18 protein-coding genes are annotated in these 20,396 nt (G+C 44.6%); 10 read left to right on the top strand and 8 right to left on the bottom strand.

Annotated elements, in window-relative coordinates:
- Nucleotides 1-314: 314 nt before the first annotated feature.
- Both cls and H2O73_RS09655 read left to right on the top strand, forming a co-directional pair.
- Nucleotides 315-1,769 (top strand): cardiolipin synthase, encoded by a 1,455-nt coding sequence (gene cls, locus H2O73_RS09660; RefSeq protein ID WP_182108639.1) that lies wholly within the window; start codon nucleotides 315-317, stop codon nucleotides 1,767-1,769.
- 264 nt (nucleotides 1,770-2,033) lie between these two features.
- Entirely contained in the window at nucleotides 2,034-3,239 is a 1,206-nt protein-coding gene (locus tag H2O73_RS09655; RefSeq protein WP_182108638.1) for a cystathionine beta-lyase, read from the top strand.
- 74 nt (nucleotides 3,240-3,313) lie between these two features.
- Here H2O73_RS09655 and H2O73_RS09650 read toward each other — a convergent pair whose 3' ends face one another.
- From H2O73_RS09650 to pspA, 7 genes are all read right to left on the bottom strand, one after another.
- The gene (locus H2O73_RS09650; RefSeq protein WP_182108637.1) at nucleotides 3,314-3,883 is read right to left on the bottom strand and encodes a DNA-3-methyladenine glycosylase I; all 570 of its coding nucleotides are present in this window, start codon (nucleotides 3,881-3,883) and stop codon (nucleotides 3,314-3,316) included.
- 32 nt (nucleotides 3,884-3,915) lie between these two features.
- Complete coding sequence (locus H2O73_RS09645) at nucleotides 3,916-7,014, bottom strand: efflux RND transporter permease subunit (protein ID WP_182108636.1); 3,099 nt, start codon at nucleotides 7,012-7,014, stop codon at nucleotides 3,916-3,918.
- A complete protein-coding gene (locus tag H2O73_RS09640; RefSeq protein ID WP_182108635.1) occupies nucleotides 7,007-8,089 on the bottom strand; it encodes an efflux RND transporter periplasmic adaptor subunit in 1,083 nt (360 codons plus the stop codon). Before H2O73_RS09640 ends, H2O73_RS09645 begins: the two co-directional genes overlap by 8 nt.
- Before the next feature lies 1 nt (nucleotide 8,090).
- A complete protein-coding gene (locus H2O73_RS09635) occupies nucleotides 8,091-9,122 on the bottom strand; it encodes an efflux RND transporter periplasmic adaptor subunit (protein WP_182108634.1) in 1,032 nt (343 codons plus the stop codon).
- 145 nt (nucleotides 9,123-9,267) lie between these two features.
- Nucleotides 9,268-9,654: an envelope stress response membrane protein PspC gene (pspC, locus tag H2O73_RS09630; protein WP_182108633.1), complete on the bottom strand. Its 387-nt coding sequence runs from the start codon at nucleotides 9,652-9,654 to the stop codon at nucleotides 9,268-9,270.
- A complete protein-coding gene (gene pspB, locus H2O73_RS09625; RefSeq protein WP_182108632.1) occupies nucleotides 9,647-9,880 on the bottom strand; it encodes an envelope stress response membrane protein PspB in 234 nt (77 codons plus the stop codon). Before pspB ends, pspC begins: the two co-directional genes overlap by 8 nt.
- Before the next feature lie 87 nt (nucleotides 9,881-9,967).
- Entirely contained in the window at nucleotides 9,968-10,636 is a 669-nt protein-coding gene (pspA, locus tag H2O73_RS09620; RefSeq protein ID WP_182108631.1) for a phage shock protein PspA, read from the bottom strand.
- 187 nt (nucleotides 10,637-10,823) lie between these two features.
- Between pspA and pspF the strand changes: the two genes are divergently transcribed.
- From pspF to H2O73_RS09585, 7 genes are all read left to right on the top strand, one after another.
- Nucleotides 10,824-11,816: a phage shock protein operon transcriptional activator gene (pspF, locus tag H2O73_RS09615; protein ID WP_182108630.1), complete on the top strand. Its 993-nt coding sequence runs from the start codon at nucleotides 10,824-10,826 to the stop codon at nucleotides 11,814-11,816.
- Nucleotides 11,817-11,938: 122 nt separating this feature from the next.
- The gene (locus H2O73_RS09610; protein WP_182108629.1) at nucleotides 11,939-13,558 is read left to right on the top strand and encodes an ABC transporter substrate-binding protein; all 1,620 of its coding nucleotides are present in this window, start codon (nucleotides 11,939-11,941) and stop codon (nucleotides 13,556-13,558) included.
- Nucleotides 13,559-14,521 carry an ABC transporter permease gene (locus H2O73_RS09605; RefSeq protein ID WP_182108628.1) on the top strand — a complete coding sequence of 321 codons (963 nt, stop codon included), beginning with the start codon at nucleotides 13,559-13,561 and terminating at the stop codon, nucleotides 14,519-14,521.
- Entirely contained in the window at nucleotides 14,508-15,395 is an 888-nt protein-coding gene (gene sapC, locus H2O73_RS09600; RefSeq protein ID WP_182108627.1) for a putrescine export ABC transporter permease SapC, read from the top strand. The genes H2O73_RS09605 and sapC overlap by 14 nt, the downstream gene beginning before the upstream one ends.
- Nucleotides 15,395-16,390, top strand: coding sequence for a peptide ABC transporter ATP-binding protein (locus tag H2O73_RS09595; RefSeq protein ID WP_182108626.1), 996 nt, complete (start codon nucleotides 15,395-15,397; stop codon nucleotides 16,388-16,390). Before sapC ends, H2O73_RS09595 begins: the two co-directional genes overlap by 1 nt.
- Nucleotides 16,387-17,172, top strand: a complete 786-nt coding sequence (locus H2O73_RS09590) for a peptide ABC transporter ATP-binding protein (RefSeq protein ID WP_182108625.1) — start codon at nucleotides 16,387-16,389, stop codon at nucleotides 17,170-17,172. Before H2O73_RS09595 ends, H2O73_RS09590 begins: the two co-directional genes overlap by 4 nt.
- An 11-nt stretch (nucleotides 17,173-17,183) precedes the next feature.
- Nucleotides 17,184-17,957, top strand: a complete 774-nt coding sequence (locus H2O73_RS09585; RefSeq protein WP_182108624.1) for a DUF2927 domain-containing protein — start codon at nucleotides 17,184-17,186, stop codon at nucleotides 17,955-17,957.
- A gap of 59 nt (nucleotides 17,958-18,016) precedes the next feature.
- On the opposite strand, the gene H2O73_RS09580 is transcribed toward H2O73_RS09585, so the two are convergent.
- Nucleotides 18,017-18,922: a manganese-dependent inorganic pyrophosphatase gene (locus H2O73_RS09580; protein ID WP_182108623.1), complete on the bottom strand. Its 906-nt coding sequence runs from the start codon at nucleotides 18,920-18,922 to the stop codon at nucleotides 18,017-18,019.
- Nucleotides 18,923-19,152: 230 nt separating this feature from the next.
- On the opposite strand from H2O73_RS09580, the gene H2O73_RS09575 reads away from it, so the two are divergent.
- Nucleotides 19,153-20,358 carry a putative manganese transporter gene (locus H2O73_RS09575; protein WP_182108622.1) on the top strand — a complete coding sequence of 402 codons (1,206 nt, stop codon included), beginning with the start codon at nucleotides 19,153-19,155 and terminating at the stop codon, nucleotides 20,356-20,358.
- Nucleotides 20,359-20,396 lie beyond the last annotated feature (38 nt).

Below are 20,396 nucleotides of genomic sequence, written 5' to 3'. Positions count from 1 at the left end.
CTGAAGAAAAATTTGTGTGACGCTCTGTGTATGGTAAGTAAAACAGTTTGGGATTAAAATTGGAACCCCACCAGTCTAAATTCCCATTTAAAACCCTCTTTACGGCGTTTGAGTGCTGTTTTTTTGTTCAAATTAAACATTTTATAACAAGAAATGCCACACAGAGCACAGAACAAGCTCAAGCAAACAACAATACCGCCCACTTTCGCAACAAAAAGAATTTTTCGTTTTCTCTATCATTTTATTCAGCTTCAGTTGTTAACCATGACCAATTCGGCTTAGTATTTAACTAGTTGTTCTGACTAGGATCATTAATGGAAAAGTTTTACCATTTTTTAACTCTGGCAAGCCTTGTTTTGTACTGGGTATTGGTGGCAGGTGTCACTCTGCGTGTGGTATTAAAACGCCGAGCGGTCAGTGTCTCTTTAGCTTGGTTGATGGTGATTTACATCATCCCTGTCGTCGGTGTTGCTTGCTATTTCTTGTTCGGTGAATTGAACCTCGGTCGAAAACGCGCCGATCGTGCAAAAGAAATGCTCGCCCCCTTTATTGATTGGTTCTCCAAACTCAGCAATTGTCACGCCCATTCTCCTGAAAACTTTGGTCGACATATCTACCGAATTGATGAGCTGTGTAATAACCGCCTAGGTTTACCAGCACTAAGTGGTAATGAACTCTCATTACAGAATTCGCCAGAAACGATTATGCGATCGGTCATTGAGGATATAAACCAAGCGCACCATAGTATTCGGATGGTTTTCTATATCTGGCACCCTGGTGGTTTAGCTGATGAAGTCGCCAATGCACTCATCCTCGCCGCTCATCGCGGAGTTGATATTAAGCTACTGCTTGATTCTGCCGGTAGCCCACGCTTTTTCCGCAGTGACTGGGTAGCAAAAATGCAAAGTGCTGGTATCAAAGTGGTACAAGCTTTAGAAGTCAGTCCATGGCGTATATTTTTACGTCGGCTCGATCTTCGACAGCATCGAAAAATCATTGTTATTGATGAGAAGGTCGCCTACACAGGTTCAATGAACATGGTCGACCCCGCCTTTTTCAAACAAGATTCAGGGGTAGGACATTGGATCGATATCATGGTGCGCGTGACCGGACCAACCGTTAACGTGCTATCAGCCATTCATTGTTGGGATTGGGAAGTAGAAACTGGTGAGCGAGCCTTTCCATCTATTCCGGAATGCAAGATTGACGAACATAGCTCCAAACACCCAATTCAAGTAGTACCATCCGGTCCAGGCATGCCTGAGTATTTGATTTATCAAGTTTTGACCCTAGCCATTAACCAAGCGAATCAATCCGTACGCATCACCACACCTTACTTTGTACCTAGTACAGATCTTCTCGAAACACTGAAAATGACAGCACAAAGAGGCATCAATGTAGAACTGATTATTCCACATAAAAATGATTCATTAATGGTGCAATGGGCATCAAAGGCTTTCTACAGTGAGCTGATGTTGGCTGGCGTTAAAATTTATGAATTTTACGGTGGTTTATTGCATACCAAATCTGTCGTGATTGATGAGCAGTTTTGCTTGGTGGGTACCGTTAATATGGACATGCGCAGTCTATGGCTTAATTTTGAAGTAACATTAGCCATTGATGACCAAGAATTTACGCAGCAGATGTATCAATTACAAAACGAATATATTGCCCAATCACACACGGTTTCTCTTGAAACATGGCGTGAACGCTCAATCTTTTCACGCTTTCTTGAGCGAACATTCTACCTATTTAATCCGCTGCTTTGATCACCAATGACCGAGCCTATGCTCGGTCATTTTTATCTTAATACTCAAACAACTTGAAGCAGCAGGTAGGCGGCAAGTGAATTCATCCCTATGAGAATAGATAGACTATGTAATAGGGGGGAATGAGCGTAGTCAACACCGCTGCAGCTTCAATCAAATAGAAAGGGTATATCGCCAAACGCTCTAAGGGTTAGTCTTGCTTTGTCAGCGCGAGCATGTTTTAAATATAATCATCAGCTAGCCCAATTAAGACAAGGACTTAAAATGTCAGAAGGCAAACAGACTAAATATATTACCGCAGGACGCGATAAAAAATGGACTAACGGGGTGGTAAACCCACCGGTACAACGTGCTTCTACCGTGGTGTTTAATACCGTGGCAGAAAAGAACCATGCCATTATAAACCGAGCCGACAAAACCCTTTTTTATGGTCGTCGCGGCACGCAAACCCACTTTGCTCTGCAAGATGCCATGGTTGAGGTTGAAGGTGGTGCAGGCTGTGCCTTATACCCTTGTGGTACTGCTGCAATATCTAATGCCATACTCTCATTCATCGAAACTGGTGACCATATTTTAATGGTCGATACCTGCTACGAACCTACCCGTGATTTTTGTGACATAATAATGAAAAAGATGGGGGTAGAAACCACCTACTTCTCACCAACGATCGGTGAAGAAATCCAAGATTTAATTCAACCAAATACCAAAGTTTTATTCCTCGAGTCTCCTGGCTCTATCACCATGGAAGTGCAAGATGTTCCTACACTTGCCAAGATCGCCCACCAGCATGAGATAATTGTCATGCTTGATAACACTTGGGCTGCGGGAGTGAACTTCTCTCCGTTTGATCACGGTGTGGATATTTCCATTCAGGCAGCGACGAAGTACATTGTTGGTCACTCTGATGTCATGCTTGGTACGGCGGTTGCAAATGAGAAATGTTGGGATCAGCTCCGTGAACAAAGTTACTTAATGGGTCAGTGTGTTTCAGCCGATGATGCCTACTTAGGTTTGCGTGGCATTCGCACCTTAGATGTGCGTTTACGCCAACACGCAGAAAACAGCCTTAAGGTCGCGCAGTGGTTACAAACACGCCCCGAGGTTGATCACGTTCGCCATCCTGCCTTGGAAACTTGTCCGGGTCATGAATTTTTCAAACGTGACTTTACCGGTGGCAATGGCTTGTTTTCTTTTGTACTCAAAACCAATGATGTGAAAGCCACCACGGCATTACTCGATGGAATGAAACATTTCAGCATGGGCTACTCATGGGGCGGTTATGAAAGTTTGATCTTGGCAAATGAGCCTAAAAGCTTTGATAGCCTGAGAACCGTGGCACATCCTCATTTTGAAGGCACATTGGTTCGCATTCACATTGGCTTGGAAGATGTAAACGACCTTATCGCGGACCTCGATGCTGGCTTAGCTCGCTACAATTCAGTGATACTGGAAAAAGCAACCTCTCTATAGTTGCACGCTCTCACTCGGTTCATCATTGAGTTGAATTGTTCAAAAAGAAACCCGCGATAATCGCGGGTTTCTTTTTACTTATTCTGTTTTTTCGGGCAATTGACTAAATGGTCATCCACCATGCCGGTTGCTTGCATAAATGCATAGCAGATTGTCTCACCAACGAATTTAAAGCCGCGCTTTTTCAAAAACTTGCTCATCGCTTTTGACTCTTCCGTTGACACCGGTACCTGTGACATATCCTGCCAGTGGTTGATCTTAGGCTTGTGCTCAACAAACTGCCAAAGTGCATTCGACAAACTGCCATATTCATCAATCAAAGCCAATGTCGCTTTCGCATTAGAAAACACCGACGCTATCTTTCCGCGATGCCTAACCACATCAAACTGTTCAACAATCAGTTCAATACGAGCTTCATCTTGTTGGCTTAATTTAGTCAGATCATAGTCTTCGAAAGCGAGTCGATACCCCTCTCGCTTTTTCAAAATAGTGATCCAACTAAGCCCGGCTTGTGCGCCTTCTAAAGTGATAAACTCAAACAGCGTTTTATCATCATAAACTGGGACACCCCACTCTCTATCATGATACTCCCGTTCTAGCGGGTGGTTCATCGCCCAAGCGCAACTTTGATCCTGTTGTTCCATCGTTTAATCTCTCTCACTCACTTCAAGCTAGATTAACTCGGAATCGTCACTCGATGGAAGAGTCGATACAGTACCGGCACCACAATCAGCGTTAAAACAGTAGCAAAACCCAAACCAAACATAATGGTTACCGCCATCGGCTTAAAGAAGATATCAGGTAGCAAAGGCACCATACCCAATATGGTAGTTATCGCGGCCATGCATACAGGTCGAACACGACTCAATGCCGCTTCTACCACCGCCATATAAGGCTCTTTGCCTGAGTGGATCTCGATATTAATTTGGTCAAGCAATACAATACCGTTTTTCAACACCATACCTGACAAGCTTAAAAACCCGAGTAGCGCCATAAAGCCAAACGGCGTATTGAGTGCAAGTAACCCAGTCGTTACGCCAATAATCGCCAATGGCACCGTGCACCATACAATGAGCGGCTCTTTTACCGAATTGAACAAGAACACGGTAATGAGGAACATAAACAAATAGCCGAGCGGCATGGTGGTAAACAGCGAAGCTTGCGCATCACCAGAAGATTCATACTCGCCCCCCCACTCTAAGCTATAGCCTGAAGGCAGCTCAATCGACTCTATCTGGCTTTGAATTCGTTTTTGCAATGTGGCTGCTGTTTCCTCACCTAAGATGTCGGGGTCAGCCATAATGGTGAGCACTCTTTTACGATCTTTACGCACTATGATTGGATCTTCCCAAAGAACCTCGTAACCCAATGTTACTTGCTGTAATGGAATATATTCACTCAGTGCCGGGCTCCAGATTTTCATTCCCTCGATATTACGAATATCAACCCGTTCATCTTCAGGCAAGCGAGCAACAATTGGCATTAGTGTTGTGCCGTCACGGTACACACCGACGGATTTTCCCGAAAAGGACATGGCTAAGAAGTCATCAACATCAGATTTTGAGATACCATATCGTCTCGCTTGGCTCTCATTAAACTGCGGCTCTAGAATTTTCGTCCGCTGACGCCAATCATGACGAATATTGGTCGCGCCAGGATCGGCATGCATGATGCTCTCCACTTGCGCAGCAATAGAACGAAGAATCGTTGGGTCTGAACCAATGACTCTCGCCTCAATTTTTGCGCCACCACCAGGTCCTAATTCAATTTGTTTTAACTTGTAATCAATTTCAGGAAAATTCTGCTCTAAATGCTGACGGAAGTTATTCATCAAATCCGCCAACGTTTCGTAGTTTTCAACTCTAGTGGTGATCTCACCATACGCTGCGTAGCTTTTCTCCGGAGCATAAGTCAGCATAAAGCGCTGCAAGCCCTTACCTGCGGTCGTCGTTACATGTGCAACACCCGCCTGCTCAGCTATCCAAACTTCTAACGATTTCAGCTTGGTGTTGGTTGCACGAATATCCGTCCCTTCCGGTAGCCAAATATCAACTTGGAACATAGGTGTTGTCGACGATGGGAAAAATGATTGTTTAACATGCGTAAAACCATAAATACTCGCAACTAAGCCCAGTACCAATACCGCCATGGTTAACCATGCTCGTTTCATACAAAATTCAAGAAAGTTTTTATAAACGACAAACAACAAGCCGTTATACGGGTCACTTCCCTCTTCACCTTGTGGTGCTTTTTGTCCTTTGAAAAAGATATCGGCAAAAAATGGTGTCAGTGATATTGCGGTAAACCAACTCAACATCAGTGAGATCAGTAGAACGGTAAACAAAGTCCCACAGTACTCACCAGTTGCGTCTTCGGATAAGCCAATTGGCGCAAAAGCTGTCACGGCGATCACCGTTGCGCCTAACAATGGCCATTTTGTCTGTGTCACAATGTCGGTAGCGGCTTGTAGCCTCGTCCTCCCTTTCTGAGTACCTATTAATATCCCTTCGACCACCACAATGGCATTATCCACCAGCATCCCTAGCGCTATCACCAGTGCCCCTAGTGAAATACGCTGCAAATCAATTTGGTAGTACTTCATGAAAATGAAAGTACCTAACACCGTCAGTAGAAGTATCAAGCCAATCAATAGCCCGGAGCGTAAGCCCATAAAGAACAGCAAGACAATAATTACAATCGCCACAGCTTGCCCAAGGCTGACAACAAACCCACGAACAGATTTATCGACCTCTTTCGGCTGGCTGTATATTTCCGAAATTTCCACGCCAACGGGTTGTTGATATTTAAGCTCAGCTAACCGACGGTTAAACCGCTCGCCGACCTTAACAACGTTTACCCCTTGCGCAAATGAGACACCAACATTGAGCGCTAGCTGCCCATTAAAGGTAATGACATTGGTTGGCACATCAACATAGCCACGCTTGATTTCGGCAACATCACGTAAATAGATTAACCCTTGCGCACCGCTTTCGGTGATGATCAAATCACCCAGTTGGTCGACGTTTTCAAATTCCCCCGTAGGGTGAATACGAATGTATTCGCTACCGATACGCACCGCCCCAGCAGTTGAGACAATGTTTTGTGTCGAAAGTAGATTAAATACCGTCGTTGGCGCCAAACCCAAGCTACTCAACCGCTTCATAGAAATCTCTATAAAGACTTGCTCTTGCTGCTCACCAGTGACTGAAATCTTACTGACGCCGTCAACCAATTCCAGTTCTCGCCGTAAATAGTCGACGTAATCAAGTAGCTCTTTATAGCTATAGCCTTCCCCCGTCACTGCGAGCAAAATGCCGTAAACATCACCAAAATCGTCGATAACTTGTGGATCATTAACCCCCGGCGGTAACGCACCTTTTAAATCATTCACTTTTCGGCGTAGTTCATCCCAAATCTGCGGTAAATCGTCGGGACCATAGTTGTTTTTCATCGTCACGCTGATTTGTGATAACCCACGGCTGGAAATAGAATTTATTTCATCAACATACGTCAGTTGCTGAATGGCTTTTTCCAGAGGGTAAGTCACTTCTTCTTCCACTTGCTGAGGCGTGGCACCTGGGTATGTCGTGACTACCATGGCATCTTTAATGGTAAACGCTGGATCCTCCAAACGGCCTAAACCAAAGAAAGAGGCAATACCACCAATTAAGAAGATAAGCGCTATCATCCAACTGATCACCCGATTACGAATAAAGTAAGCGGCGATACCAGTTATGCTGTCATCATCTTGAGGGATCTCTGCTTTATTATTCATTGCCCACCTCCTTGGCGATTATTTGGACTTTACTTCCCTCTGTTAATCGTGAAATACCAGCTGTCACGATTTTTTGCCCCGCCTCTAAGCCCGATAGCACTTGTATCGAGTTCTGGCTCGCCTTTCCGATGATGATTTGTTGCTTCGTTACCGTGTTATCGCTATTCACCAGCCAAACAAACTTACTTTGACGATCAAGCGCATCACCGTCTTGATTGAAAATGGCCTCTATCGGTACTTGCACCCCCTGTTTGAGTTCAAGCCCTACCCCTTCACTTCGTGAAGTAACTTCCACTGCCATGCCATCAAGAATAAATTCTTCCTCTGGCATTGGTAGTGACAATGTCACGTTAAAGGTACCTGTTCGTGGATCTGGCTCAGTGGTAAATTCTTTAATCGATGCATGATATTCCTTACCACTAGGCACTTTAACTATCGCATCGATACGCGACAAACGGTCTTGATCCGGCTGTTTGACATAAATTCGGTCTGGCAGTTGGATTAATACTTCAACATGGCTAATGCTATGAATATTAACGATATTCTGTCCGACTTGAATATTCTCAAATTGGTCGACTGAAACACGCGAAACAATGCCATCAACAGGGGCTTTTAGATGAGTAAAAGATAGACGCAATTGTGCTAACTCTAATTCCGCCAAAGCAATCAGCCTCTGTGCCGCAATTTCATCAAATTGAGATTTAGCCAACAGCCCTTTCTTCACTAGGGGCTTTGAACGACGATGTTGGCTATTGATGACAGAGTAACGGGCAGCGGCATTATCGACTTCAAGTTGATAATCTGTCGGATCCAATTCAGCAATGAGCGCACCTTTCATTACTCTATCGCCCTCTTTGACATAGACCTTGCTCACTTCACCAGCCACACGAAAACTCAAATGAGATCGCTCTGCTGCACTGGCAACCGCAGGGAAATAGAGGCTATCACCCTTGATAGTCTCTTCAATATTCATCACTGAGACTTTCGCTAAGCCAAAATCCGTGTGGGTGGGCTCCCCTCCGCATGCAGAGAGCAGAACGAGAATACTCGAAAGCAGTACTATTTTAATTTTCATATTACAGCCCCCTCTCTTTAACCCATTCACGAACTTTAATCCCGGCCTCTATACCGCTGACACCTGACATTACAATTTGATCACCATCATTGAGACCCGACACCACTTGCTTTTTGTCGTCGAGCTCTATCGCGGCTTTCTCCACTATGCCGTCTTGATTGACACGCCAAACACAAGTTTTGCCGTTTTCGTTAAATAGCGCCGAGGTAGGAATACTGGTTGCAGTAGAAGAGGCGGCAACAACACGAATAGTGCCGGACATACCCGGAAGAATACCGGTATTGGGTGGGCGTTCCATTATCATGGTGACTTTGTATGAGCCCGTTTTCGGGTCTGCTTCAGTATCTATTTCTTGAAACGAAAGCAAATACTCACCACCTGGAAACGCATCAAACGACATGTATGCCTCAGGATTCGCCCCAGTTGAGTATCGACCAAACAAATGATCGGGAAGCTGAAAAAATACCTTCATCAGACTATTGGTCTGGATATTCATCACCCCTTTTTTGGCCTCAATATACTCATGGTTTTCCGCAGGAATAAGCGAAATAGTGCCGTCATATGGCGCAACTAACTTGGTATAACGTAAGTTGGCATTGGCTTGGTCGAGCATGGCTCGAGCTGAATTGCGGTTCGCTTTAGCTTGGTCAAAGTCCTGTTCCGAGACCACTTTGTCTCTACGTAGTTTTTTGTTTCTTTGATATTGGACATCAGCTAAACGATATTGCGCCTGAGCTTGCTTAGACAACAATTCATATTGATCGGGGTTAAGTGTGGCGAGCACCTGACCTTTTACCACGGGCTCTCCAGCGACGACATCAATGGTTTGTAGTAATCCGGGGACACGAAAAGCGAGTACGGCTCGGTCGCCAGCTTCTGTAGTCGCAGGGAAACGACGCTCAAAAGCTGAGTTACCAACAGTAACAGAGAACAGTTTGGCAGGACGTGAGTCCGGCTCAGGTACAGGAGGAAGCTCCTTGCCACAACCAAATAATCCAACGGTTACAGCAAGTGGGAAGAGTATCTTGAGCATAATCAATCATCCATTTGTTGAGCGGGCTTTTACAGCCTTTAACAAAAGATAGATGACCGAACTCTACTCCGCCACTTTAAGCGGAATATTCATTAATAAAAAGAATAACTTGAGAGGCTAATCATGCCTCTCTGATTAGAAAGAACTAGAGTTTACTAAACTCGCGGTTAACTTTGAACGTATCTGAAGTGACATAGGCTTCCATCCGACGTACCTTCTCTTCTAATTGTCCAAAGTCTTTATCAAGCGTATTTAGCAACTGCTCTGGGGACTGACCCGCTTGCCATGGCTTGTCTTTTAGCGTGTGTTCTTGCTGTGTTTTCAAGCTCTCAACGTAGTTGGCTGGCTGTTTTTCTACCATTAAGGTTAACGCGAGATAAGCCAGCACCACTAAGAAGGACCCACCCAATAGTGCGGCTGAAATAACCAAAATACGCACTAACCAGACCTCTGCACCAATGTAATTGGCGAGACCAGCACAGACACCGGTTAGCTTGCCGTTGATTGGATCACGATAAAGCTCTTTACTCATAGTTGCGCCTCCAGTTTGGCGACTCCGCATCAAGAATTCGTTCTAATGTCTCAACACGTTTTTGCATCGATTCCGCGCGTTCAGACAGCGTCTGTAGACGTTGGTAATCTTCTTGCGATAAGCCACTGCTGGTTTTTCGTTTGCTGCGATAATGAAGAAGCAGCCATAGTGGAGCCACAAAAATCAGGAAAACGATCAGTGGTCCGGCAATCCAAAACGATGACATAAGTAACTCCTAAATTAATCTACATCAGGCAGGTAGACATTCTACCCGCCTATGCCATACCCCTGTGCATGGGGTATCAAGCAATGACTATTTCTTTTCTTCCATTTGCTGCTTAAGTTTTGCCAGCTCTTGCTCAATCTCATCTTGAGCTTGTAACTCGGCAAATTCTTGATCAAGCGACTTTCCATTACCTGTTTTAGCATACAAGTCAGCTTCAGCTTCAAGCTCATCAATCTTACGCGAATATTGGTCAAATTTCGCCATTGCTTCGCTGGTACGCGCAGTATGTAAATGACGTTGAACATCACGACGATTTGAAGCCGTTTGGCTACGAATAGCCAACGCTTGCTGTTTAGCACGTGTTTCAGTGATTTTGCTTTCTAGCTTACCAATTTCACCGGTCAATTTGTTGATGGTCTCTTCAACCAAGGTTTGCTCTGTATGCAGACCTTTTAAAACATCTTGCAACTTTTGCTTCTCAATCAGCGCAGAACGCGCAAGATCATCACGTTGCTTAGTTAGAGCCAACGTAGCTTTTTGCTGCCAATCTTGAACTTGATCCTCAATGGCTTCCACTTTGCGCGCCAACTCTTTTTTGTCAGCAATCGCTTTGGCTGAATTGGTACGAACTTCAACCAGCGTGTCTTCCATTTCTTGAATAATTAGGCGGATCATTTTTTCAGGATCTTCCGCTTTATCCAGTAAGGCGCTGATGTTTGAATTCACGATATCGGCGAAACGAGAAAAAATACCCATGGACGACTCCTTTGACTGTTCATCATATTAATGTGTTGACATGATTACATTATCAATTCCCGTGCCAATTTTTAAATTCATTTAAATTCAACACCTTACAAAAAAACAACCAAATAAAGCCTTGTATGGATGACAAATTTAACCAACTATAGGTTAAATTTACCAACCTTAACGAGCCTTGTTCACTATGCAGCAAAATTTGATTGGCGAATCCCCTGCTTTTCTCTCCGTTCTTGATAAAGTCTCCAAGCTTGCGACTATCGAACGACCTATACTGATCATAGGCGAGCGAGGAACAGGTAAAGAACTGATTGCACAGCGGCTTCACTATTTGTCTAAACGCTGGGATCAACCTTTAATATCGTTAAATTGTTCCGCTTTAAGCGAAGGTCTGATTGACTCTGAGCTCTTTGGACATGAGTCTGGCTCGTTTACTGGTTCTAAAGGACGCCACAAAGGACGATTTGAGCGCGCGGAAAACGGCACACTCTTTTTGGATGAACTCGCCACCGCGCCATTGCGAGTACAAGAGAAGCTACTCCGAGTTATTGAATACGGTCAATATGAACGTGTCGGTGGACATGATTTACTCAGCGCAAATGTGCGCTTAGTTTGTGCAACCAATGCAGACTTACCCGCAATGGCAGAAGAAGGCGCATTCCGTGCAGATTTACTGGATAGGCTTGCTTTTGATGTGATCCACCTACCACCGCTACGTGAAAGAAAAGAAGACATCATGTTGCTTGCCGAATACTACGCAATCAAGATGTGTCGTGAACTGGGCTTTGAATACTTTGTTGGTTTTAGCGGTCAAGCGGAGCAAGATCTACTTGAATACCCGTGGCCGGGTAATGTGCGAGAGCTAAAGAATGTCGTGGAACGTGCTGTTTACCAACACGGTGAGTCAGAGTACCCAATTGATGAGTTGATATTTGACCCATTTGCTCGCGCTATCAGCACGGACAGTGAAAACCAAGTGAAGACAACAACTCAAGCCTCTGAATTTGAGTTCCCACTCGATTACAAAGAGTGGCAAGAACAGCAAGACCAATCGCTGCTAACGGCGGCGATGGAGCAAAGTAAATATAATCAACGTAAGGCCGCTGACCTGCTTGGGCTAAGCTATCATCAGCTAAGAGGTATGGTGAGGAAGTACAATTTGACTCGTGAGAGTAAATAATCCTTATCTACTGGCTATTTAAATATACATTCAAGGAAGCGCTTTGTATCAACAAGTAGTAGTCAATGCTAGAACCCTTAGGCATAATTGAGGGTTCCATTGCGCTATAAACGCGAAATCTTATGAGAGCATTCATACAATTGACACTGAGTTTCTTTGCTGCTGGTTTTTTAACCGGTTGTGGTGAGGAGATCAATCACGAAAAAGCACGCCAAACAGGGTTCGTATTCTGTGGTCAAGCAGGGCCCGCGACCTTTAACCCTCAATTGGTTGATAGCGGTATTACGTCTGAAACGTTGAGTTCGCAGCTTTTTGATACTCTACTAACGCTTGATTCTACTACTTACCAACCAAAGGCAAGCATTGCTGAAAGCTGGCAAGTTAATGAATCGGGAACGGAATACCTGTTTACGCTGAAAAAAGGTGTCTCTTTTCAAAGCACTGCATGGTTTACGCCGTCGCGAACTTTGACGGCTGACGATGTGGTATTCAGTTTTCGTCGTATTATCGACCCATCCCATCCTTTCCATATGGTTGGCGGTGGTCTGTACCCATGGTTTAGTGGTATCAATTTCCAAAACTCACTACTCGATGTCATCGCCATTGATGAATACAAAGTGAAATTTGTGCTGGCAAAACCGGACAATACCTTCTTATCAAATATTGCCACTAGCCATGCCGTGATCCACTCTAAAGAGTACGCTGGACAACTTCGCTTAGCTGATGAACTGGCAATGATAGATAGCCACCCTGTTGGAACGGGTCCCTTTTATCTAAACGAATTCCAAGTTAACGACTTGGTACGATTAAAACGCCACCCATTTTACTGGGCTGGCGAGGCGAAAATGAAGCAAGTGGTGTTTGATATTTCTCACCGCGGTACTGGCACACTCGCCAAACTGCTCCGTAATGAGTGCGATGTATTAACCTCACCTCGTTCAAGCCAAATACCAACCATTAAAGCGCACGATGAGCTAACTTTAAACGTGAAACCGGCGATGAACATTTCGTACATTGCAGTCAATACTGAGCACCCCGCGCTGAGTGATGTTCGCGTTCGCCGCGCATTGAATCATGCGATTAATCGCCAAAACATTTTAGACTCTGTCTATTATGGAACAGGTAGCCAAGCGTTTTCGGTACTGCCACAGAACTCTTGGGCGTATAATGGTGATAGCATTCAAATCCGTTATGACCGTAACTATGCGATAGCTTTATTACGCGACGCTGGATATTCTGAAGGTCTAACACTGAATATGTTAGTGCCACTAGAGCCACGTTCATACAACCCAAGCCCTCGAAAAACCGCTGAGCTTATCCAAGCTAACATGGCGGATATAGGCATTACGCTGAATCTCTTAACCGATGACCGCTTTAGTAGCCAAGTGACGGGAAATACCGATAAGGTCGATCTTTTCTTAACGGGCTGGATTGCCGATACAGGCGACCCTGACAACTTCCTGAGACCACTACTCTCTTGTGATTCAGAGCGTGCTGGGCAAAATATCTCTCGTTGGTGTAATTCCGATTTCGACTTCTTGCTTGATTTAGCTTTAGAAGTGGAAACACCACGTTACCGAGTCAACTTGTATAAACAAGCGCAGAACATATTGAATAGTGAATTCCCCGTTATACCGCTTAATCATGGTATGCAGTTCCAAGCGCATGATAGTTCATTAGTAGGTTTTAAAATGAGCCCATTTAACGCTCAGCCATTCGACCAAGTAGAGAGGATTCGCTAGATGTTTCTCTATACCGTTCGACGACTGAACTTATTTATTATTACATTATTGATCTTAACCATCGTTGGATATGGGCTATTACGCCTTGACCCGACATCCCATTGGGCAATGCAAAGCTTTTGGGGGGGATGGAGTTCATACTTAGGTGAATTGTCTCAACTAAATTTTGGTGTGAATAGAGCTGGCGTGCCTATTTGGGACGAGCTTAAGCTGGTTTTTCCAGCCACATTAGAATTGGTACTCATCGCATTTATCATTTCACTGATCATCGGTATTCCAATTGGTACTCTTGCTGGAATGAAGCAAGGGAAATGGGTTGATACCGTGATCTCCTTTACTTCAATGTCAGGCTACTCTGCGCCTATTTTTTGGGTAGCACTATTGATGATCATGGCTTTTTCTCTGAACTATCAAGTTTTTCCAGTTGCAGGGCGCTACGATCTTCTTTATCAAATTGATCATATTACGGGGTTCGCGTTGATTGACTCCTTCTTGCTCGAAGGACCACAGCGTGCTTACGCACTGCAAAGCGTTATTGACCACCTGATATTGCCATGTTTAGTGTTGGCATTGGCTCCAACAACGCAAGTTATTGGTTTAATGAGAACGTCTGTCTCTGAAGTCATGAGTAAAAACTACATCCGCGCAGCACGCATTAAAGGTTTGACAACTCGTGAGATTGTCACTCAGCACGTACTACGCAACGCAATTCCACCTATTATTCCAAAAATTGGCGTACAGCTATCAAGTATGTTGACGCTAACTATCGTGACCGAATCTATTTTTAACTGGCCAGGCATCGGACGTTGGTTACTAGACGCCCTTTCCAACCAAGATTATGTCTCTATTCAAGCTGGCGTGATTGTTGTCGCAACCTTAGTGTTAACGGCCAACATTCTGTCTGATTTGATTGGAGCGATGATTAACCCGCTAGTAAGGAAAGAGTGGTATGCTAACCGATAACGTTTATCAAGAAGAGCGTATTCCAACTCAGTTTGAGCGGTTTTGGCGCAGTTATAAAACCAACAGCTTAGCTATGTTTGGCTTGTGGTGCCTGATTCTTATCGTGCTCATCACCATAGCGGCACCATTGATTACACCACACGATCCTCAAGCTCAAAGCGGTGAGTTGCTCCTACCTCCTTCATGGAACCCTGCGGGAACCGTTGAGTATTTCTTAGGCACCGATGATTTGGGTCGTGATATTTTGTCACGCTTGATTGTCGGCTCTCAGCCTACGTTTGGTGCTGCTGTGATTATTACCGTTATTGCAGCGGCTATCGGTTGTGTTATTGGCACACTGGCGGGCATGACCAAAGGGTTGGTTTCCAGCACCCTTAACCACCTGCTCGACACTGTGATGTCTATCCCTTCATTGCTACTGGCGATCATCTTTGTTGCCTTTCTTGGTTTTGGTGAATTCAATGTATTGCTGGCGATTTGTATTGCCTTAATACCAAGATTTGTTCGCTCTGTTTATCTCGCAGTGCACAATGAAGTTGAGAAAGACTACATAATGGCGGCGCGTTTAGATGGCGCCAACAACTTCTACCTACTGTGGAACTCAATTTTACCTAACGTACTGGTTGTCTTTGCCACCGAATTTACCTTGGCATTCTCGATTGCCATTCTCGACATTACCGCTTTAGGTTTCCTAGGTCTTGGCGCTCAAGCACCAAGTGCTGAATGGGGCGCTATTTTGGGTGATTCCGTTGAGTTAATTTATTTGGCTCCATGGACAGTTACACTGCCAGGATTAGCAATTATGTTTACGGTTGTTGTGGTTAACTTAGTGGGTGAAGGCGTGCGCCAAGCTCTGAATGCAGGGGTTGAATAATGCCATTACTTGATATTCGACACTTAACAATTGAGATTGCGACACCGCAAGGCATGGTCAAAGCCGTTGATCGTATGAGTATGACGCTCAACGAAGGCGAAATTCGTGGCTTGGTTGGAGAATCAGGTTCAGGGAAAAGCCTTGTAGCCAAAGCCATTGTCGGTGTCTGCAAAGACAACTGGAAGGTCACTGCCGACCGAATGCGCTTAGGTAATATTGATTTACTGCAACTGACACCACGCGAGAGGCGCCGCGTCATTGCGCGTGATATTGCAATGATCTTTCAAGAGCCATCAACCTGTTTAGACCCTTCGGAAGAAGTGGGTAAGCAGTTGATCGAGTCCATACCTTCTCTTTCATTTGATGGTAAGTGGTGGCAACGCTTCCACTGGCGTCGAAAACAGGCTACCGCGCTATTGCACAAAGTGGGCATTAAAAACCACCGTCAAATCATGAGTAGTTACCCTTATGAGTTAACCGATGGTGAATGTCAAAAAGTGATGATTGCCATGGCGATTGCTGCCAAGCCTAAATTGCTTATTGCCGATGAACCAACCAATGACCTTGACCCAATCACACAGTCGCAAATTCTGCGTCTGCTCAGTCGTATGAATCAGATCAACAACACCAGCATTATGTTGATTGGACACGATCTCACCACCATCACCCAGTGGGCCGACCGTATTACGGTGATGTATTGTGGTCAGTCAGTAGAATCTGCCGACACCAATAAAATCTTGGCAAAACCTAAGCACCCTTATACTGCTGCGCTACTTAAAGCGATGCCGGACTTTTCCGAATGGATTCCGCACAAGCAGAAATTACAATCACTACCGGGCAGTATTCCTCCGCTACAGCATTTACCGATTGGCTGTCGTCTTGGTCCTCGCTGCCCTTACGCGCAACGCCAGTGCGTGGAAATTCCGATGCCACAAAGAATTAAGAATCATAAATACGCTTGTCACTTCCCTCTCAACATGGAGAAAAAAGGATGAGCGCACTATTAGAAGTTACTGATCTGTCAAAGATATTTGTTACCCGTCCAGGCTTGCTGCGTAAGAAAGAGTATCACGCAGTCAAACCGGTTAGCTTTACTTTGGAGGCAGGGCAAACCATTGGTTTTATTGGTCAAAATGGCTCTGGCAAGTCGACTCTAGCGCGCATGCTAGCTGGAATGGTCGAACCAACTTCCGGTGAAATTCGTGTAAACGGTGATTTACTTGAGCACAAAGATTACTCCACACGATGCAAGCTGATTCGGATGATCTTCCAAGACCCGAATACGTCTTTAAACCCGAAAATCCAGATTGGTAATATTCTTGAAGGACCACTCAAGCGAAATACCAACATGCCACCAGAGGCGCGAGTAAAAAGGGTAAAAGACACCTTACTTAGAGTGGGTTTGCTACCAGAACACGCCTATTTTTATCCACAAATGCTTGCAACAGGGCAAAAACAGCGTGTTTGCCTAGCGCGTGCGTTAATTCTTCAACCATCGATTATTGTCGCAGATGAGGCATTAAATGGTTTAGATATGGCAATGCGTTCGCAAATCATCAACCTCTTCTTAGAACTCCAAGAGGAGATGGGCGTATCTTTCGTTTATGTATCGCAACATATCGGTACCGTAAAGCACATCACTGATAAAATTATGGTGATGCACGAAGGCGATGTAGTGGAATCGGGTGACACGCATAAGGTACTGAGTAACCCTCAAAATCCTATCACTCAACGCTTGGTTGAAAGCCACTTTAATAAGGCGCCAAGTTTTAAGTAAGGACTCAGACGATGGCAAGGATCGCCTGTCTTATACTCGCACTGCTCTACTCGATAAGCGTCAATGCCACCGCTGATACGTGGTTAGACCCATCATTTGTTCGTAATGCGTTTTTAGATGTTGCGCTAAAAAATGAGTATTCCCAAGGTGATAAGCCGTTGGTGAAATGGCGTCAACCCATCAAGATTTGGGTTGAGCATAAAGTGGGCGATCAGCAATTGCATGACCAATTGGTCGATGCACATATTGCTCACTTACGGCAAATCACTTCACATCCAATTTCCCGAGTCAATTCTAGGCAAAAAGCCAATGTCATCTGGCTGTTTAGCCGTGAATCGTTGTGGGAGCAGGATATTAACCAAGAAATTGGACCACACGCATTTAAAAATAGCCGAGGAGCGATATGCAAAGCTGGCTACCGTCTCTCGCCAGTTGATCAACAAATAGTACACGCCGCTATTATCATCCCGGTAGATCAAAGTCGCGCCCATGGAAAACTGCTCGCTTGCGTGATAGAAGAAATCACCCAAGTGATGGGGTTACCTAACGACTCAGAACTCGCCTACCCGTCCATTTTTAACGATCATACCCCGGATGACTTACTCTCACCGCTTGATGTTATCTTGCTTAAATTACTGTATGAACCGGAATTAGCCAGTGGAATGAATCGCCAGCAAGTCATTCCCGTACTCGAAAAGTTAATTCTACGCTACCAGCGTGAAGGGATATTGGATAATGCGGTCAACGTAGCTCGCTCTGCGCCACTGCGTAAAATGTTGCAGTAATAAAAAACCCGTCCAAAGACGGGTTTTCTAAACACTTAAACACTTAAGCAATTAAGCAATTAAGCAAGCTCAGTTTGAAGCCACGGCCAGCCTTGTTTCTTGCGGCTTAGCGTGTTTTCCATCATTAGCATGCCATCTTTTTCATGCTTAACTAGCTTCTCTGCCCACTCACCTTTGTAAAGAAGACGAGTTTGCGCTGTTGTAATATCTGTCAGCATTACCGCTGCGAATGCTAGTGACTCTTCAGTACAACGACGCTCTAGATCTGCTTCTAGCGCTTCAATCATGCCGTCAACTTGCTCTAGAGTTGCTAGCTCAACCTGACCAACAACAACATCACGACCGTTAAATGGGTAGCCTTTAAGATCTTTTTCAACGAGTTCAGCAGCTGAAAGACCTTCAATGTCAGTTTTAGCAATTAGAAGATCTTTAATGAATGCATCAACATCAGCAACATCAGCAATTGCCGCAAGTTCAGCAACAGCATCTTTGTCTTTTTGAGTACAAGTTGGAGAAGCAAAACCAACCGTGTCTGAAAGAATTGCAGACATCATTAGTTTAGCGATTTGAGGAGTGATCTGATGACCTTCAATCTTAAACATGTTGAATAGTACAGTGTTTGTACAACCCACAGGCCAGATCCAAGCTTCCATTGGGTTTACTGTCATTACATCACCTAGACGGTGGTGATCAACAATACCTAGAATTTCAGCTTCAGCCACATCATCTGGTGCTTGTGCTAGATCTGAGTAATCAACTAGCCAAATATTCTCACCAGCAACCGAAGTACGTAGTGCTGGAGATTCAGCGCCTGCTACTTCAAGGATGTGTTGCGTTTCACGGTTGATTTCGCCTTGGCGAATTGGCATTGCTTCCTCACCACGTGCTTTTAGCAGTTCAGTGGCTACGATAGCGCTACAGATACTATCACTATCAGGGTTTTTGTGACCTACAACTAGAATCATTGCTCTTCCTATTTAAGTCTGTTACGTGCCCATATAAACACCGCAGTGTTTCTCTCATTTGAAGAAAGATCAGGCTATTTACTTATCAAAGCGGACATTTTAGCTGATTTTTGTAATTTGTCATCGGTTTCAGCTCATGGGGTTCAAAAAGTATCACTGCAAATTACTATTGCAAATAATTCTCATTTGCATATAGTAATAATGAGAATCATTTTTATTGGGCTGTCAGTATGGACTCTTCAATTACAACAAAGCTTTCAAGTCTACTTTCGCTTAACCAGTTCCATCTAGCATACAAACGAATGCTATTGCCTATTACCCTGATTGCCTTGGTTGCCACCGAAGCAACCCAAGAGGTAACCGTAAACACTCTTTCTGATGCATTCTGGGCTGTCTCTTGTTACGTCGCCTTTACTCTGGCTATTTACCACTATATCTCGTTGCTGATGAGCAAAGAGAATAAGGTCGTCGCTCTTTTCAATAACTCACGTCGTTATCAAGTACTGTTTTCAGCTCTGTTAGGCGCACTGCCCGGCTGTGGGGGTGCAATTATTGTTACCACTCAATTTGTTAGCGGTCGAGTTGGCTTTGGTGCAGTCGTTGCCGTATTAACCGCCACCATGGGTGATGCTGCTTTCCTATTACTCGCCAGCAAACCTGATATTGGTCTATTCGTGATGATCATTGGCGTCGTTGTAGGCTGTATCTCGGGCTTGGTTGTTAATGCCATCCACAACGATGACTTCTTACGCCCTCAACTTAAAAAAGTGATGCCGTTAAGTTGTTGCAAAGCAGAACAAGTTCATACGCCATTCGAACAAAAGGCGATTAACCTTCAAGGCGCTTTCTGGAAGTGGTTGCTCGTGCCAGCCACCATTATTGCTGCGCTGGGTTCATTCCAAATAGACATCAACCAATTGCTGCATATTCCTTCGATGAGTATTGAGTGGATTGGCACCATTTTAATTATCACTAGCATGCTGCTTTGGGCGATGACCAAAGAGATCAAAGACTACGAGTCAACGGTATCTGAAGATAGAAAATGTATTACCTCCCATCCTTTACAAAAAGCGGCGCAAGACACTAACTTTGTCACCGCTTGGGTTATTGTTGCTTTCATGGTGTTCGAGCTAATTACATACTTTGGACATATAGATTTAGCCGCGCTGTTTTCAGGCTGGGGTGCCTACATGCCATTGATGGGACTAGTCGTGGGTATGCTACCCGGTTGTGGACCACAAATTTTAGTAACTAGCCTTTATATCTCTGGCGCGGCTCCACTTTCTGCACAGCTTGCCAATGCCATTTCCAACGATGGTGATGCACTATTCCCCGCGATTGCACTGGCGCCAAAAGCGGCATTGGTTGCAACCATCTACTCTTCCATTCCTGCTCTTATCGTCGGCTACGGCTACTATTTCTTATTTGAAATGTGAACGGCATAAAAAAAGGAAAGCCGTAACGATTCGTTACG

This window comes from Vibrio marinisediminis (genome assembly GCF_014050145.1).
Taxonomy (GTDB): Bacteria; Pseudomonadota; Gammaproteobacteria; order Enterobacterales; family Vibrionaceae; genus Vibrio; species Vibrio marinisediminis.
This window is presented reverse-complemented; position numbering and strand designations above follow the sequence as displayed.